Origin of the sequence: Nonomuraea sp. NPDC052116 (assembly GCF_040680035.1) — a bacterium.
In the GTDB taxonomy this organism is placed as follows: Bacteria; Actinomycetota; Actinomycetes; order Streptosporangiales; family Streptosporangiaceae; genus Nonomuraea; species Nonomuraea angiospora_A.
In genome coordinates, this window is record NZ_JBFAWA010000009.1 from 42844 (window position 1) to 58943 (window position 16100).

17 protein-coding genes are annotated in these 16100 nt (G+C 71.5%); 12 read left to right on the forward strand and 5 right to left on the reverse strand.

Going from position 1 to position 16100, the window contains the following annotated elements:
- Positions 1-66 precede the first annotated feature (66 nt).
- The 8 genes from AB0L65_RS18755 (at position 67) to AB0L65_RS18790 (ending at position 8642) form a co-directional block, all read left to right on the forward strand.
- On the forward strand, positions 67-945 hold the full coding sequence (locus AB0L65_RS18755) for an endo alpha-1,4 polygalactosaminidase (protein ID WP_364246754.1): 879 nt from the start codon (positions 67-69) through the stop codon (positions 943-945).
- Entirely contained in the window at positions 935-1849 is a 915-nt protein-coding gene (locus tag AB0L65_RS18760) for a sugar kinase (protein WP_364246757.1), read from the forward strand. The genes AB0L65_RS18755 and AB0L65_RS18760 overlap by 11 nt, the downstream gene beginning before the upstream one ends.
- Positions 1846-3135 (forward strand): alpha-glucosidase/alpha-galactosidase, encoded by a 1290-nt coding sequence (locus AB0L65_RS18765; RefSeq protein WP_364246760.1) that lies wholly within the window; start codon positions 1846-1848, stop codon positions 3133-3135. The genes AB0L65_RS18760 and AB0L65_RS18765 overlap by 4 nt, the downstream gene beginning before the upstream one ends.
- Positions 3132-4412 carry an ABC transporter substrate-binding protein gene (locus tag AB0L65_RS18770; protein WP_364246763.1) on the forward strand — a complete coding sequence of 427 codons (1281 nt, stop codon included), beginning with the start codon at positions 3132-3134 and terminating at the stop codon, positions 4410-4412. Before AB0L65_RS18765 ends, AB0L65_RS18770 begins: the two co-directional genes overlap by 4 nt.
- A complete protein-coding gene (locus AB0L65_RS18775; RefSeq protein WP_364246766.1) occupies positions 4409-5320 on the forward strand; it encodes a sugar ABC transporter permease in 912 nt (303 codons plus the stop codon). The genes AB0L65_RS18770 and AB0L65_RS18775 overlap by 4 nt, the downstream gene beginning before the upstream one ends.
- Complete coding sequence (locus tag AB0L65_RS18780) at positions 5317-6129, forward strand: carbohydrate ABC transporter permease (protein WP_364246769.1); 813 nt, start codon at positions 5317-5319, stop codon at positions 6127-6129. The genes AB0L65_RS18775 and AB0L65_RS18780 overlap by 4 nt, the downstream gene beginning before the upstream one ends.
- Before the next feature lie 72 nt (positions 6130-6201).
- On the forward strand, positions 6202-6975 hold the full coding sequence (locus AB0L65_RS18785; RefSeq protein WP_364246772.1) for a cyclase family protein: 774 nt from the start codon (positions 6202-6204) through the stop codon (positions 6973-6975).
- Positions 6972-8642 (forward strand): thiamine pyrophosphate-binding protein, encoded by a 1671-nt coding sequence (locus AB0L65_RS18790; RefSeq protein WP_364246775.1) that lies wholly within the window; start codon positions 6972-6974, stop codon positions 8640-8642. The genes AB0L65_RS18785 and AB0L65_RS18790 overlap by 4 nt, the downstream gene beginning before the upstream one ends.
- A 2-nt stretch (positions 8643-8644) precedes the next feature.
- Here AB0L65_RS18790 and AB0L65_RS18795 read toward each other — a convergent pair whose 3' ends face one another.
- The 3 genes from AB0L65_RS18795 to dhaK form a co-directional block, all read right to left on the reverse strand.
- A complete protein-coding gene (locus tag AB0L65_RS18795) occupies positions 8645-9019 on the reverse strand; it encodes a phosphoenolpyruvate--protein phosphotransferase (RefSeq protein ID WP_364246777.1) in 375 nt (124 codons plus the stop codon).
- Between the two features lie 103 nt (positions 9020-9122).
- On the reverse strand, positions 9123-9740 hold the full coding sequence (dhaL, locus tag AB0L65_RS18800; protein ID WP_364246780.1) for a dihydroxyacetone kinase subunit DhaL: 618 nt from the start codon (positions 9738-9740) through the stop codon (positions 9123-9125).
- The gene (gene dhaK, locus AB0L65_RS18805) at positions 9740-10720 is read right to left on the reverse strand and encodes a dihydroxyacetone kinase subunit DhaK (protein WP_364246783.1); all 981 of its coding nucleotides are present in this window, start codon (positions 10718-10720) and stop codon (positions 9740-9742) included. Before dhaK ends, dhaL begins: the two co-directional genes overlap by 1 nt.
- 54 nt (positions 10721-10774) lie before the next feature.
- Between dhaK and AB0L65_RS18810 the strand changes: the two genes are divergently transcribed.
- Both AB0L65_RS18810 and AB0L65_RS18815 read left to right on the forward strand, forming a co-directional pair.
- Positions 10775-11941 (forward strand): cytochrome P450, encoded by a 1167-nt coding sequence (locus AB0L65_RS18810; protein WP_364246786.1) that lies wholly within the window; start codon positions 10775-10777, stop codon positions 11939-11941.
- A gap of 18 nt (positions 11942-11959) precedes the next feature.
- Positions 11960-12706 carry a lysophospholipid acyltransferase family protein gene (locus tag AB0L65_RS18815; protein WP_364246789.1) on the forward strand — a complete coding sequence of 249 codons (747 nt, stop codon included), beginning with the start codon at positions 11960-11962 and terminating at the stop codon, positions 12704-12706.
- 110 nt (positions 12707-12816) lie between these two features.
- Here the strand turns inward: AB0L65_RS18815 and AB0L65_RS18820 are convergent, their stop codons facing one another.
- Entirely contained in the window at positions 12817-13326 is a 510-nt protein-coding gene (locus AB0L65_RS18820) for a hypothetical protein (RefSeq protein WP_364246792.1), read from the reverse strand.
- Between the two features lie 63 nt (positions 13327-13389).
- Between AB0L65_RS18820 and AB0L65_RS18825 the strand changes: the two genes are divergently transcribed.
- Positions 13390-13614: a hypothetical protein gene (locus AB0L65_RS18825; protein ID WP_364246794.1), complete on the forward strand. Its 225-nt coding sequence runs from the start codon at positions 13390-13392 to the stop codon at positions 13612-13614.
- A gap of 150 nt (positions 13615-13764) precedes the next feature.
- Entirely contained in the window at positions 13765-14796 is a 1032-nt protein-coding gene (locus tag AB0L65_RS18830) for a DUF418 domain-containing protein (protein WP_364246797.1), read from the forward strand.
- Here AB0L65_RS18830 and AB0L65_RS18835 read toward each other — a convergent pair.
- Positions 14793-16067, reverse strand: a complete 1275-nt coding sequence (locus AB0L65_RS18835; protein WP_364246799.1) for a sugar ABC transporter substrate-binding protein — start codon at positions 16065-16067, stop codon at positions 14793-14795. The two genes, AB0L65_RS18830 and AB0L65_RS18835, sit on opposite strands and share 4 nt — an antisense overlap.
- Positions 16068-16100 lie beyond the last annotated feature (33 nt).

Below are 16100 nucleotides of genomic sequence, written 5' to 3' on the forward strand. Positions count from 1 at the left end.
TCGGAGAGTGCGGAACAGCGCGCAGCGCCATTGATCCGCACCCGTTCCGTTCGCGAGGAGTGCCTGTTGCGCCGTCTCCCTGCTCTCATCTCTGCGCTTATCTCTGGGGCCGCCCTGGCCGCCCTGGTCACCGTCCCCGCCGCCGAAGCCGCCGCGACCACCGAGGCCAGGGCGCTGCCCGCCCCCGTCGCCTGCAACGGCTGCTGGAAGCCCGCGCTGAACACGTCCTGGCAGTGGCAGCTCTCGTCCCTGCCGGCCAAGCCGTACCCGAACGTGCAGATGTTCGACATCGACGGCTTCGCCGCCAAGGACGGCGCGATCGTCAAGTCGCTCAAGGCGGACAAGCCGGGCCGGGGCGTCGTCTGCTACATCAGCGCGGGCACGTTCGAGGACTGGCGTCCGGACGCGGGCCAGTTCCCCAGCGAGGTGCTCGGCAAGCCGCTGGAGGACTGGCCGGGTGAGCGCTGGCTCGACGTCCGCACGTACACCGGCAAGCTCGGCCAGATCATGAAGGCCCGGCTCGACATGTGCAAGGCCGCCGGGTTCGACGCCGTGGAGCCCGACAACGTCGACGGCTACAGCAACGCCAGCGGCTTCCCGCTCAAGGCCGCCGACCAGCTCGCCTACAACACCTGGTTCGCCAACGAGGCCCACAAGAGGGGCCTGTCGGTCGCGCTCAAGAACGACATCGAGCAGATCCCGGCGCTGCTGCCGTACTACGACTTCGCGGTGAACGAGGAGTGCTGGGAGCACACCGAGTGCACCACCGCGCAGAACGACGACTACGGATACGACCAGTTCGTCAAGGCGGGCAAGGCCGTGTTCAACGTCGAGTACAACCTGGCCACCTCGGCCTTTTGCGCCAAGTCCAACGCTCAGAACTTCAACTCGCTGAAGAAGAAGTACGAGCTCGACGCCTACCGCGTGCCCTGCCGTGGCGCGTGACTTCGACCTGCTGGTCGTCGGTGACGCCAACCCCGACGTGGTGCTCTCCGGAGCGCCGCGCGGGTTGGCGTACGGCCAGCGTGAACAGCTCGTCTCCGGCGGCGACCTGGTGCTCGGCGGGTCCGGCGCGATCACCGCGTGCGGGGCGGCCCGGCTGGGCCTGCGGACCGCTTTCGCGGGGCGCGTGGGCGACGACGCGGCCGGGCGCTTCGTGCTGGACGCCCTGGCCGACCGGGGCGTGGATATCTCCCGCTGCGTGATCGACTCCCGGCCCACGGCCATGACCGTGGTGCTGGCCGACGGTTCGGACCGGGCCATCCTCACCTCGCCCGGCTGCCTGCCGTACCTGACCGTGGAGGACCTGCCGCGTGGCGTGGCCCGCCACGTCCACGTGTCGTCATATTTCCTGCAACCGGGGCTCGCGCCCGGCCTGCCGGGCTTCCTGGCGGAGGAGCGGCGCGCGGGCGCGACCACCTCGCTGGACACCAACGACGACCCCGCCGGGGAGTGGGAGGGGCTCGGGGAGGTGCTGGCCGAGGTGGACGTGTTCCTCCCGAACGCCGCCGAGGCCCGGGCCGTCGCCGCCCGGCTCTTCGACACCGGCCCCGAATGCCTCGAGGCCGCGGCGGCCCGGATCGGCGGGCTCGGCCCCACCGCGGTCGTCAAGGACGGCGGCGACGGCGCGCTGGCGTGGCAGGCGGGCGAGCTGACCCGGGCCCCCGCCGTCCCCGTCGAGCCGGTGGACACCGTCGGCGCCGGCGACAGCTTCAACGCCGGCCTCCTCGCCGCGCGGCTGCGCGGGATGAGCCTGCGCGAATGCCTGCGCGTGGCCGTGACCTGCGGATCCCTTTCGACCCAGGCCGCCGGCGGCACCGCCGCCCAGCCCACCTGGAAGGACCTATGAAGATCGTCTTTCTCGGCGCCGGGAGCGTCGAGTTCACTCAAGGGCTGCTGGCGGACCTGGTCGCGTTCCCCGATCTGGGGGAGTTCGAGGTGGCGCTGCACGACATCCACCCCGAGCGGCTGGACACCGCCGAGGCCGCCGCCCGCGTCATCGCGGCCGGGCGGCCGGTCAAGATCTCCGCGCACCTCGACCTGCGCCAGGCTCTCGAAGGCGCCGACTTCGCGATCAACATGATCCAGGTCGGCATGATCGACGCGACCCGCGTCGACTTCGAGGTGCCCGCCCGGTACGGGTTGCGCCAGACGATCGCCGACACCATCGGCGTGGGCGGCATCTTCCGGGCATTGCGCACCTTCCCGGCGCTCGACCGGATCGGGCGGGCCATGGCCGAGGTGTGCCCGGACGCGTGGCTGCTCAACTACACCAACCCGATGGCCATGAACGTCTGGTACCTGGCCGCCGCCACCCCCGTGCGCAACGTGGTCGGGCTCTGCCACTCCATCTACTGGACCGCCCACGACCTGGCCGAGCTGGTCGGGGTGCCGCTGGAGGAGGTGTCGTACCTCGCGGCGGGCGTCAACCACCAGTCGTGGATGCTGCGCTTCGAGTCCGGCGGCCAGGACCTCTACCCGCGCCTGGACGAGGCCATCGAGCGCGACCCCGGCCTGCTGCGCCGGGTGCGCGTGGACATGTACCGCAGGCTCGGCTACTACCCGACCGAGACGAGCGAGCACTCGGCCGAGTACGTGCCCTGGTACCTGCACGACGAGAGCGAGATCGAGCGCCTGCGGATCCCCGTGGGCGCGTACATCGGCATCAGCGAGGAGAACGTACGCCAGTACGAGGCCACCCGCGACGCGCTGCGCGCGGGCCGGCCGATCACCGTGGAGGGGACCATGGAATACGCCCCGCAGATCATCCACAGCGTCACCACCGGCACCAGCCGGGTCGTCTACGGGAACGTCCAGAACAGGGGCCTGGTCGGAAACCTGCCGGACGGCTGCGTGGTGGAGGTGCCGTGCGTGGCCGACGCGCTCGGCGTCCGCCCGATGGCCGTCGGCGACCTGCCCGCGCAGTGCGTGGCGCTCAACCGCGCCTACGTCAACGTCAACGAGCTGACCGTGCGCGCCGTCACCGAGGGGCGGCCCGAGCACGTGAGGCACGCCATGATGGCCGACCCGAACACCGCCGCCACCCTCACCGTCGAGCAGATCGACGAGCTGTGCGGCGCGCTGATCGAGGCCCACGGCGAGCTGATGCCCGAGTCCCTCAGGAGCCGGTCATGAAGAGTCCGGCCCTGAAGGGCATGGCGGCGCTCGTCCTGGTCGCCGGGCTGGTGACGGCCTGCGGCTCCTCCTCCGACGACGCCTCGGGCCCGGTCGAGATCACCTGGTGGCACGGCCAGACGGAGCTGCAGGCCAAGGTCATCGAGGAGCTGGCCGCCGAGTACTCCAAGGCCCACCCGGACGTGAAGATCACGCCCGCCGTCGGGTCCACGAACGTGGACGACATGCTGCAGAAGGTCCAGGCGGTGCTGGCCGGCGGCAAGGCGCCCGACATCGCGTACATGTACGGCACGTGGATGCCGAACCTGGCGCGCAACCCCAAGGTGTACGACCTGGCCGCCACCGTGAAGGCCCCCGGGTTCGGGTGGGACGACTTCTGGCCGTCGGAGCGGGCCGTGTCGGAGGTGAACGGCAAGGTCGTCGGAGTCCCCGCGCTGGTCGACAACCTGGCCGTCATCTACAACAAGAAGCTGTTCGACGCGGCGGGGCTGCCGTACCCGTCCAAGGACTGGACCTGGGACGACTTCCGCGCCACGGCGAAGAAGCTGACCGGCGGCGGCGTGTACGGCACCGCGTACCCCGTGACCGGTCTCGAGGACACCGTGTGGCGGTTCTGGCCGATGATCTGGCAGCAGGGCGGCTCGATCCTGACGCCGGACGGCAAGAAGTCGGCGTTCAACACGACGCAGGCGACGCAGGCGCTCGACCTGTGGAGTGCCATGGCCCAGCAGGATAAGTCCGTATATCTCGATCAAAATGGTGAGAAGTTCGTGCCGCTGTTCCAGAGCGGCAAGATCGGGATGATCGCGGCGGCGCCGTACGCGCTGCTCGACATCATCGACCACAAGATCTCCTACGGCGTGCAGGTGCTGCCCGGCTACAACGGCAACCACGAGACGGTCGCCGGGCCGGACAACTGGGTCGTGTTCGACAACGGCGCGCGCCGGGCCAAGGCCGCCGCCGAGTTCCTCACCTGGCTCACCCGGCCGGAGCAGGACGCCCGGTGGTCGCTCGGCCTGGGCAACCTGCCGCTGCGCAAGGCCACGACCGCGCTGCCGGCATACCAGAAGTTCGTCAAGGACTTCCCCGGCATCGACGTCTTCACCGCGAACCTCGAGAACGCCAAGCAGGCCAGGCCGCCCCTGCCGGCGTACCCGGAGTTCTCCGAGAAGGTCGGCAACGCGATCGCCCAGTCGCTGGTCGGCGGCACGCCGGCACAGCAGGCCCTCACCAAGGCCGCGACCGAGGCCGACGCGGTGCTGGGGCGCTCGCGATGACGGCCCCGACGATGAGCAGGACGGCGCGGGTGAGCGCGCCGTCCGCGCGGCGGAGCCGGTTGGTCCCCCAGCTGACCGGGTGGGGCTTCGTGTTCCCCGCGACGCTCGTGATCGTCGGGCTCAGCCTGTTCCCCGCAGTGTGGGCGCTGCTGCTCTCGCTGCGGGACGGCGACCTGCTCACCGGCGGCGACTTCGTCGGGCTGGCGAACTACGGCGACATGCTCGGCGACGCCGAGCTGGCCGCGTCGGCCGGGCACACGCTGCTCTACACCGTGCTCTTCGTGCCCGGCTCGGTGGTGCTCGGGCTGGCGCTGGCGCTGGCGCTCAACCTCAAGATCCGGCTCATCGGGTTCTACCGTACGTGCTTCTTCGTCCCGTACGTCGTCTCCGCCGCCGCCACGGGCATCCTGTCGAACTTCGTCTTCGACCCCGACTTCGGCATCGTCAACGCCGGGCTGAAGGCGCTCGGCCTGCCCGCGATGGGGTTCCTGCAGGACCCCGACCAGGCGATGCTCACCCTGGTCGCGATCTCGCTCTGGGGCGGCGTGGGGATGCCCGCCGTGGTCTACCTGGCAGCCCTGCAGGACATCCCGCGCGAGCTGATCGAGGCGGCCCGGGCGGACGGCGGCGCCGGGCGGCACGTCCTGCGCCACGTCGTGCTGCCGCAGCTGCGGCCGGCCACGGTCTTCCTGCTGATCTGGCAGACGATCACCGCGCTGCAGCTGTTCGACCTCGTCTACACCACCACCAAGGGCCAGCCGCTCGACTCCACGACGACCATCGTGTTCTACCTCTACCGGCAGGCGTTCCAGCTCTTCCACTCCGGCTACGGCACGGCCATCGCCTATGTCCTGTTCATCGTGACGCTCGCCGTGTCGGGCGCGGTCCTGTGGAGGGGTGCGAAGTGACGCGCCGCAGCCTCGCCCATCTCTTCCTGATGCCGCTCGCGCTGCTGTTCGTGGCGCCGCTGGTGTGGATGGCGCTGACCGCGTTCATGCCGGACGCCGACATCAACACCTACCCGCCCAAGCTCTGGCCCGAGCACTTCACGCTGGACGGGTTCAGGCGCATCTTCACCGAGGACGAGTACCCGCTCTGGCTGGCCAACACGGTGATCGTGGCCGGGTCGGCGGTGCTCGGGCACGTGGTGCTCTGCTCCCTGGCCGGGTACGGCTTCGCCCGGATCAAGTTCCGCGGCCGCGGGGTCGCCTTCGCGGCGGTCATGGCCACCATCATGGTGCCGACCCAGGTGCTGATGATCCCGACGTTCCTGCTGTTCAAGAACATGGGCCTGATCGACACGCTGGGGGCGGCCATCGTGCCGTGGCTGGCGTCGGCGTTCGGGGTGTTCCTCATGCGGCAGTTCTTCCTGTCGCTGCCCAAGGAGCTGGAGGAGGCCGCCATCATCGACGGCTGCTCCCCCCTGGGCGTGTTCTTCCGCGTGGTGCTGCCGCTGGCCCGGCCCGCGCTGGCCACGCTGGTGGTGTTCACGCTGCTCGGTGCCTGGAACGACCTGATCTGGCCGCTCATCGCGATCTCGTCGGAGTCGGGCTACACGCTGCAGCTCGGGCTGGCCACCTTCGCCGGCGCCCGGCACACCGAGTGGTCGGCGCTGATGGCCGGCAACGTGGTCGCGGTGCTGCCGCTCGTGCTCGCGTTCATCCTGGCGCAGCGGCACTTCGTGGCCACGATGAGCTTCAGCGGACTCAAGGGCTGAGGTTGTTGGCAGTGGTGGGGTGTGCGTAGGAGGATGCGCACAGCCCACCCCACAGCCCACCGGGAGGATGACATGTCGGTCTTGCGGAGCTTCGTTGACAGCGTGCGCAGCGGGGCGATCGAGGTGATCGACCTCACGGCGCCCCTCTCGTCCGAGACGCCGATCCTCCAGTTGCCCGAGCCGTTCGGCAACACGATCCCGTTCCGCCTGGAGGAGATCAGCCGCTACGACGACCGCGGCCCCGCCTGGTACTGGAACGACATCCACACCGGCGAGCACACCGGCACCCACTTCGACGCCCCCGTCCACTGGGTCACCGCCCGCGACGGCCAGGACGTCTCCCAGGTGCCCGTGCGCAGCCTCATCGCGCCCGCCGTCGTGCTCGACTTCGCCGCCGAGGCGTCCAAGGACGCCGACTTCCTCCTCCAGATCGACCACGTCAAGGAGTGGGAACGCGCCAACGGCCCGCTGCCCGACGGCGGCTGGCTGCTCTACCGCACCGGCTGGGACACCCGCTCCGCCGACCAGGCGGCCTTCCTGAACGCCGACGCCTCCGGCCCCCACACGCCCGGCATCTCGGTGGAGTGCGCCAGGTGGCTGGCCTCCGAGACCCCGATCGCCGGGATCGGCGTCGAGACCGTCGGCACCGACGCGGGCGCCGCCCACTCCTTCGACCCGGCCTTCCCGTGCCACTCCTTCCTGCTGGGGGCGGGCAAGTACGGCCTGACCCAGCTGCGCAACCTCGACCGGCTGCCGGTGACCGGCGCCGTCGTGGTCGCGCCGCCGCTGCCCATCGTGGGCGGCTCCGGCAGCCCAGTGCGCGTGCTGGCCCTGGTGGAACGTTGATCGTCGCGGAGGCCGTGGGGCGGGCCCTGGCCGCCTGCGGCGTCGGGACCGCCTTCGGGGTGGTCGGCAGCGGCAACTTCCACGTGACCAACGCCCTGGTGGCGGGCGGCGTGCGCTTCGTCGCCGCCCGCCACGAGGGCGGGGCCGCCACCATGGCCGACGCGTACGCGCGGATGAGCGGGCGGGTCGGCGTCGTGTCGGTGCACCAGGGGCCGGGCCTCACCAACGCTCTGACCGGCCTGACCGAGGCGGCCAAGAGCCGTACGCCGCTCATCGTGCTGGCGGGGGAGGCCACGGAGGTCCAGTCCAACTTCCACATCGACCAGGCCGCGCTCGCGACGGCGGTCGGGGCGGTGGCGATGCGTGTCACCTCGGCGGAGGAGGCGGTGTCGCGGGTGGCCGAGGCGTGCCGGGTGGCGGTGGAGGAGCGGCGCACGGTCCTGCTGAACCTGCCGCTCGACGTCCAGGCCGCCCCCTTCGAGGGTCCTGTCGATGTGATGCCGCCCGCGATCGCTTCGGTGGGCTCTTCCGGAGGTTCTTCGGCGATCCCTCCGGCAGGTCCTTCGGTGGGTCCTTCGCCGGCGGAGGTGGGGGAGCTGGCGCGGTTGCTCGGCGCGGCCGAGCGGCCGGTGTTCATCGCGGGGCGCGGTGCCCGGCACGCGCGGCGGGAGTTGGAGGAGCTGGCCGGCCTCGCGGGCGCCCTGCTGGCCACCTCGGCCGTCGCGAAGGGGCTGTTCCGCGGCAGCCCGTGGGACCTCGACGTGAGCGGCGGCTTCGCGACGCCGCTGGCCGCCGAGCTGATCCGCGGCGCCGACCTGGTCGTCGCGTGGGGATGCGCGCTGAACATGTGGACCACCCGCCACGGCACGCTCGTCTCGCCGGGCGCGAAGGTCGTGAAGGTCGATCTCGACCCGGCGGCGTTCAAGACCCATGTGCCCGCCGACCTGGGTGTCGCGGGTGACGTGGCGCGCGTCGCGGAGGCGCTGGCCGCCCAGGTCGCGCCCCGATCGGGCTACCGGTCGCCGGAGCTCGCCGCCCGCGTGCGGGCCGAGGGGCGCTGGCGGGACGTGCCGTACGAGGACGAGAGCGGCGGCGGCCGGATCGACCCCCGGACGCTCAGCATCGGGCTGGACGACCTCCTGCCGCGGGAGCGGATCGTCGCCATCGATTCCGGAAATTTCATGGGATATCCGTCGATGTTCGTGGATGTCCCGGATGAGGGTGGGTTCTGCTTCACACAGGCGTTCCAGTCGATCGGGCTGGGCCTGGCGACGGCGATCGGCGCGGCGATCGCCCGGCCGGACCGGCTGCCGGTGGCCGCGCTCGGCGACGGCGGCGCCCTCATGGGCATCGCGGAGCTGGAGACCGTCGTCCGGCTCGGCCTGCCCATGGTGATCGTGGTGTACGACGACGAGGCGTACGGGGCCGAGGTCCACCACTTCGGGCCGCACGGTCACCCGCTCGGGACGGTCACGTTCCCACCGGCCGACCTCGCCGCCATCGCCCGGGGTCACGGCTGCGCCGCCGTGACGGTCGGCGGGCCCGGCGACCTGGCGGGCGTGGCCGAATGGGTGGACGGGCCCCGCGACCGGCCGCTCCTGGTGCACGCCAAGGTCACGGCGGAGCACGGGTCCTGGTGGCTGGAGGAGGCCTTCAAGGGCCACTGAGCTCAGAGCTTGCGGTAGGTGCGGGCCTCCTCGGCCGCCTCCAGCACGTCGGCCAGCGGCACGCCCGCGCCCGCCGCCACCGCCGCGGCGATCGCGCCCTCCACGAACGGCACGTCCGCCACCACCACCCGCCCGTCCTCCTCCAGCAGGCGGGCGGTCAGCACCGAGCTGCCCAGGTCGGGGATGAGCACCACCCCGTCACCCTGGTCGACGCTGCGCAGCGCCGCCTCGATGAGGTCCAGGCTCGTGCCCAGCCCGCCGTCCGCGGTGCCCCCGGCGGCCGCCACGGGCGCGTCGGGACCGGCGATCCCGCGGGCCAGCGCCGCCGCCTCGGCCGCCAGCCCCGCGCTGTGCGCGACGAGCACCAGCCCCACCATCACCCGGCTCCGCCTGGGATCACGCGATCAGCGGGCCCGCCCATCACGCCACCACCGAGATCAGGACCGCCCGTCACGCCACCACCGACGCCAGGACCGCTCATCACGCCACCACCGACGCCAGCGCCGCCATGAACAGAGCCGCCGACGCCGCCCCCGGGTCCTCGTGCCCGATGCTGCGTTCGCCCAGGTAACTGGCCCGGCCCTTGCGCGCCTGCATCGGGATCGTGGCCTTCGCCCCCTCCTCGGCCGCTTCGGCCGCCCGTTCGAGCGCCTCCTTCACCCCGATCCCGTCACGCACGGCCAGAGCGAGCGCCCGGGAGGCCGGGACCAGCGCGTCCACCATGGTCTTGTCGCCCAGCGCGGCCTTGCCCAGCCGTTCGAGCGCCACCACCCCGGCCTCGAACGCCCCCGAGAACCCGGCCAGCGTCACCGGCGACTCCAGCGACTTGCCCATCTGCCGGAACACGGACCCGTACAGCGGCCCGGAGGCGCCCCCGACGCGGCGGATCAGCGTCGCGCCCGCCGCGGCCAGCACCTCGCCGGGAGTCCCCGGCGGCGACTCGGCCAGCGTCTTGCGGACCTCGGTGAGGCCGCGGTCGAGGTTCGTGCCGTGGTCGGCGTCGCCGATCGCCGCGTCCAGCCGGGTCAGCCGGTCGCGGTCCCTGTGCACCAGCCTGGCCGCCTCCTCGAACCAGGCCACGAACACGTCGGTGTCCATCAGCGCCCCCAGCGCAGCCCCGGCGTCTCGACCGGAGCGTCCCACAGGCGGGTGAGCACGTCGTCGAGCAGGCAGATCGACACGGAGAAGCCCTGCATGTCGAGGCTGGTCACGTAGTTGCCGACGAGCGAGCGCGACACCCGCGCGCCCTTGCCCCTGACGAAGGCCGCGACCTCCGCGAACACCACGTACAGCTCCATGAGCGGGGTGCCGCCCATGCCGTTGACCATGACCAGCAGGTCGCCGCGGAGCGGCAGGTCGCCGTGGATGGCCTCCATGGCGATCGCGGCCAGCTCGCGCGCCGACACCATCGGCACCCGGGCCCGCCCCGGCTCGCCGTGGATGCCGATGCCCAGCTCCACGTCCGTCTCCGGCAGGTCGAACGTCGGCTTGCCCGCGTGCGGCGTCGTACAGGAGGTCAGGGCGATGCCGAACGACCTGCTGCGCTCGTCCACCTCGCCCGCCACCGCGGCGATCTGGGCCAGCGGCGCGCCCTGCTCGGCCAGCGCGCCCGCGAGCTTCTCCACGAACAGCGTGGCCCCGGTGCCGCGCCGGCCCGCCGTGTAGAGGGAGTCCTGTACGGCCACGTCGTCGTCGACCAGCACGCTGGCCACCTCGACGTCCTCGATCAGCTCGGCGGCCATCTCGAAGTTCAGCACGTCGCCGGTGTAGTTCTTGACGATGTGCAGGACCCCGGCGCCGCCGTCGACCGCCCTGGTCGCGTCGATGATCTGGTCGGGGACCGGTGAGGTGAAGACCTCGCCGGGGCAGGCCGCGTCGAGCATGCCGTACCCGACGAAACCGGCGTGCAGCGGCTCATGCCCCGAGCCGCCGCCCGAGACCAGGCCGACCTTGCCGGGCCGCGGTCCCTCGGCCCGGTAGACCACACGGTCGCGCATTCGCAGCGAGGGGTGGGCCGCGGCCATGCCGTTCAGCGCGTCATCGACGACGGAGTCGGCCGTGTTGATGAGCTTCTTCATGGTGAGAAGATCTGCCCATTTTCACGAGGGCGCAAGCGTCGTAGCGTGGGCGGGATGGAGGTCGTCTACAACCCCTACGACCCGGCGGTCAACAGCGACCCGTACCCCGTCTACGCGTGGTTACGCCGGGAAGCGCCGGTCTATCACAACGCCGAGCACGGCTTCTGGGCACTGTCGCGGCACGCCGACGTGTCCGCCGCGCTCGGCGACAGCGCCCTGCTGTCCAGCGACCACGGCCCCGTGCTCGACCCGGCCGCGTGGGGGCCGCAGGCGCGTACGTACCTGTCGTTCGTGGCCATGGACCCGCCGGACCACACCCGCATGCGGGCCGTCGTCTCGCGGGCCTTCACCCCGCGCCGGGTGGCCGCAATCGAGCCCATGATCAGGGAGATCGCGCGGGGCTCCATCGAGGAGGGCGTCGAGCGGGGGACGTTCGACTTCGTCCGCGACTTCGCGGCCAAGCTGCCGCTCGACGTGATCTCCGAGCTGGTGGGGGTGCCGCCGTCCGATCGGGCGGACGTCCGCCGCAAGTCCGACATCCTCGTGAAATATGGCCCTCAGGGCAAGATGGCGGACACGGGGCTCAGGAGCATCCTGTCCCTCGGCGACTACTACGCCTCGATCGTCGCCGACCGCCGGGCCGCTCCCCGTGACGACCTCGTCTCGGCGCTCGTCGCCGACGGCGGGCTGAGCCCCGAGGAGATCGTGGCGTTCCTGTTCCTGCTGATCGGGGCGGGCTCGGAGACCACCACCCACCTGCTGAGCGCCGCCTGGTACTGGGCGTGGCGCCACCCCGGCCAGCGCGCCGCCGCCTTCGGCGGGGCGATCACGGGGTGGGTGGAGGAGTCGCTGCGGTACGACACCCCCGCGCACGGCATCGCCCGCCGCCTCACCGAGCCCGCCGAGTGGCACGGCGTCCGGGTCCCCGCCGACGCCAAGGTGTGGATCCTGATCGGCTCCGCCAACAGGGACGAGTCGGTCTTCCCCGACCCCGACGTCTACGACCTGGGCCGCGACACCTCCAGGTCCGTCAGCTTCGGCGTCGGCCGCCACTACTGTCTCGGCGGTCCGCTCGCCCGGCTGGAGGCCCGGGTGGCGCTGGAGGAGCTGACGAAGGCCGTCTCGCCCTCGTACGAGATCGACCCGGACGGCATCCGGCGCATCTCGCACGGGAACGTGCGCGGGATGGTCCGGCTCCCGACTACCGTGGCACCCGCCTGAGTAGGCTACCTTCTGCTCATGGCTGAGATCGTGTACCCGCCGGTGATCGCCGCCGCGCGGACCCTGTTTCGCGTGCTCGACGTCCGGTTCCACATGGAGGGTACGGAGCACGTGCCGCAGACCGGGGGAGCGGTGCTGGTGAGCAACCACATCAGCTACCTCGACTTCATCTTCGCGGGATTCGCCGCGCTGCCCTCGCGGCGGCTGGTGCGCTTCATGGCCAAGCAGGACGTCTTCGAGCACCGGATCTCCGGGCCGCTGATGCGCGGAATGAAACACATCCCGGTGGACCGGGGGGCGGGCGCGGGCTCGTACGCCACGGCCCTGCGCATGCTGAAGGCCGGCGAGGTCGTCGGGGTCTTCGCGGAGGCGACGATCAGCCGGTCGTTCACCGTCAAGGAGATCAAGAACGGCGCCATCCGCATGGCCCAGGCCACCAACACGCCCATCATCCCCGTCGCGCTGTGGGGCAGCCAGCGCTTCTGGACCAAGGGCCGGCCCCGCAAGCTCACGCAACGGCACATCCCGCTGACCATCGTGGTGGGGGAGCCGATGCACCCCAAGCGCGGCGAGAACGTCAACGACCACACCGCCGACCTGCACAAGCGGCTGTCGGGGCTGGTGGACCAGGCGCAGCGCACGTACCCGGAGGTGCCGCAGGGGGTGTGGTGGCAGCCCGCGCACCTGGGCGGCACGGCCCCGACGCCGGAGGAGGCGGAGGCCATGGACGCCGCCGAGGCCGAGGCCCGCGCCAAGAAGGAGTGACCCGGGCTTTTGTCAGGACGCGTCGCGCGGGTCAGCACGGGCGACTCCGCGCGCCTGCTCCCAGCCTGGCCCACTGGTTCCCATCGCTCCGAACGGCGTGAGCGCCGGGCTCAGCGGGGGATCGGCAGCGTGCGATCGGGGCGATCCGCCCGGTACGCCTCGCCGTCCGGGTAGACGCGCCACGAATCGCCCCGCCGCAGCAGGATCGGGCTCGTCCACGCCTCGTCCGGCGCCGGGAGGTGGAGGTGCCGGACGCGTTCCGCCGTGTCCCAGATCAGCAGCCCGCGAACGTCGCCGAGGAGATCCATCTTGACGGGGTCGTACAGAGGATGGCTCCACAGACCGCCCACCTCGGCGTGCACGAAGCGGTCGTCCAGCCACGTGACGTGCTCCTCGCACAACGGACCCCAGTCCCGCTCACACGGCACGGGCACCGGCTCGCCGTCGACCCACAACTGCGCGCCGATCCAGTCGGGAGCGCGGATCGTCAGGGCCTGGCGCCGTAGGCCGGGCGCGAAGGCGACGCGGACCACGCCCTTGCCCGCGGTGTCGAGGAAGTTGTACGCGCACCGCTCGTCCGTGAACTCCCAGCCGATCTCCCCGTACTCGGCGGGCGTCACCCCGGTGGGCGGAGCCGGGTAGGTCCGCCCGCACCTGTCACCGTCCCGCGCGGCGACCCGGCGGTGCCCGTCACCGCCGTGGCCGAGGCGGCGGCCAGGTCGGCCGGCGTCAAGGAGACGGCCGAGCCCTGGCCGTTCGAGGAGGCCGCGCGGGAGCTCGGGGAGGGCTTCGCCCAGGCTCTGGCGATCAGCCAGCGCGTCAGCGCGACCCGTACCCGCGAATTGCTCGGCTGGCAGCCCTCCTGCCCCGGCATCGTCGCCGATCTCGTCGAGGGTTCCTACGCCTGACGCGTCCTCCCATCCCGGACCGGCCGGACGAACCGACGGCCCGGTGGGGCGCCGTCGGGAACGAGGATCGGCCGAAAGTGCCGTCGCGCGACCGCGAGCCCCTACCGGTGGTCGATGTCCGCACCGGGCTCCGTCCCCAGGATGAGGTGCATGCCCTATCGAGATCACGCTCCGGGACCGGTCCGAGGTCCCGGAGCCCCTTCCACCCGCGCCGGGACGACGGCCTCCCCCGGCCGGCCGCGTATCGCCGCGCTCGACGTCCTGCGCGGGTTCACGCTGTGCGAGATCCTGCTCGCCAACATCCAGTTGATAGCCAACGGCGGCAGAGCCGTCACGACGCAGCCCATGGGCGACTGGGACCCGTGGCTCGGGCTCCCGATCTTCTCCCTGCTGTTCGGCATCGGGTTCTCGCTGCTGCTGGACTCCGCCGCGAACCGCGTCCCCCGCCCGCGGCTCGTCCTGCTGCGCCGGCTTCTGGCGCTGCTCGCGATCGGCCTCGCGCATTCGCTGCTGTGGCGGGGCGAAATCCTGACCTCGTACGCCATCGTCGGCCTGCTGGTGCTGCTGCCCTCCACCTGGCTGCCGCGGTGGGCCGTGGCCGGTCTCGCCCCGGCGCTCGTGGCGGCGGCGCTGATCGGCGGCGGGGGCGGCGGGCCCCTGATGATCGCCGGGCTGTTCCTGCTGGGCTCGGCGCTGGTCCGGTACGGGATGATCGAGAAGATCGAGCGGTCCACCCGGGGGCCGCTCCTGCTGGGGCTGGCCTTGGCGGCGGGCGCGGCCTCAGCCCTGTGGGCGCGGACCGGGACGGGCACGCCGTCCTTCGTGTCCGGCCTGGCCGATCTGCTGCTCGCCGGCGTGTACGTGTGCACCCTGCTGGTCCTGCTCAGAACGCCGCTGCGACCGGCGCTGGCGGTCCTCTTCGCACCACTGGGCCGGATGGCGCTGACCAATTACCTGACCGCCACACTCCTCGTGCTGGCGGCCGGTCACCTCCTCGGCCTGCCGATCGGCCGATCCCTGACGGCGGCGTACACGACCGCGGGAGTCATCCTCGCCGCCCAGTGGCTGTTCGCCACCCTCTGGCTGCGCCGCCACCGCCAGGGTCCCGTCGAGTGGCTCTGGCGCTGGGTCACCTGGGCCCACCGCTCAGCCCTGCGCATCCCCGCGAACCGAGCCCACTAGCCCGCGATGAGGGCGTTGGCCTCCGTGATGAGTTTCTGAGCGGCCTCGTCAGGCGTCATCCGGCCGAACAGGACCTCATTCGTGTACCGCGTGAGGATGGCCTCGATGGCGCTGGCGCGCTTCGGCGGGGCGGCGGGCGAGTCCGTGAGCTCGCCCTTGACCTTGTCGAGGAAGGCCAGCGTCTTCTTGTCGGTCTCCGGAAGCTTGTCCCTGACCGCCGCCAGCACCTTGGAACTGGCCGGCAGGCCGCGGTCGCTGAGGATGATCCCGCCCGCCTCCGGGTCGTTGATCATGAAGTCGATGAACTTGGCCGCCGCGGCCTGATGCTCGGACTTCGCCGAGGCGGTGTAGAACATCGCGGGCTGCAGGAACATGCCGCCCGCGGTGGCGCCCTGCGCCTTCGGCATCCGCAGCAGGTCCACCTCCTTGCCGCCGGACGCCTTGTTGATCGAGCCGAGCTGGTTGCTCCACCACATCCCCATCGCGCCGTTGCGGGTGGCGAACAGCGACCGGTCCTCGCTCTGGGTCGCGAGCTCGATGCTCTTGGCGGCGTCAGGAGAGCCCTTGCTCCTGATCAGCTTCTGGTGGACCGCCCACCACGCCTTGAGCGTCCCGGGCGAGACGCCGATCTTGTTGCCCTTGTAGAGGGACTCGCCCCGCTGGGCGGCGAAGATCTGCAGGAACGCCGGGTTGAAGGCCTGCTGCGTGCCGTAGACCTTGCCGCCGGTGCTCGCGGTGATCTTCGCCGCCAGGTCGACGTATTCGTCCCAGGTCCACGTGGTGTCGTCGGGCAGGTTCTGCCCCGCGTCCTTGATCGCCTTCGGGTCCACGACCAGGGACCAGGCGTTGACGCCGGTGGGGATGGCGAACTGCTTCTCGTCGATGGCGCCGGTGGCCAGCACCTTGGCGTCGATGTCGGCGGTGTCGACCGCGCTGGACAGATCGGCGAGCGTGCCGCGTTCGGCGTATTCCCGCAGGCCGCGGATCTCGAGGGTGATGACGTCAGGCGTCTCGTCGCTCGCGACCTTCGTGGCCAGCGTGTCGTAGTAGGTGCCGAAGCCGGAGAACTCTTCCTCGATGTCGATGTCCGGGTTCTTCGCCTCGAACCTCTTGATCGCCTCTTGCGTCATCTTCTGCCGCGCGTCACTGCCCCAGTAGGAGAAACGTAACGTGATCGCGCCGTCGGCGCCTTCGCTGCCGCAGGCCGCGGTGATCGCCAGCACAGCAGTGGCCAGCAACGCTGCCGTCCACGTCTTCTTGCCAGAGCCCACGGCTCTACCTCCTGGGGGGTTGAGGGGTGCAGG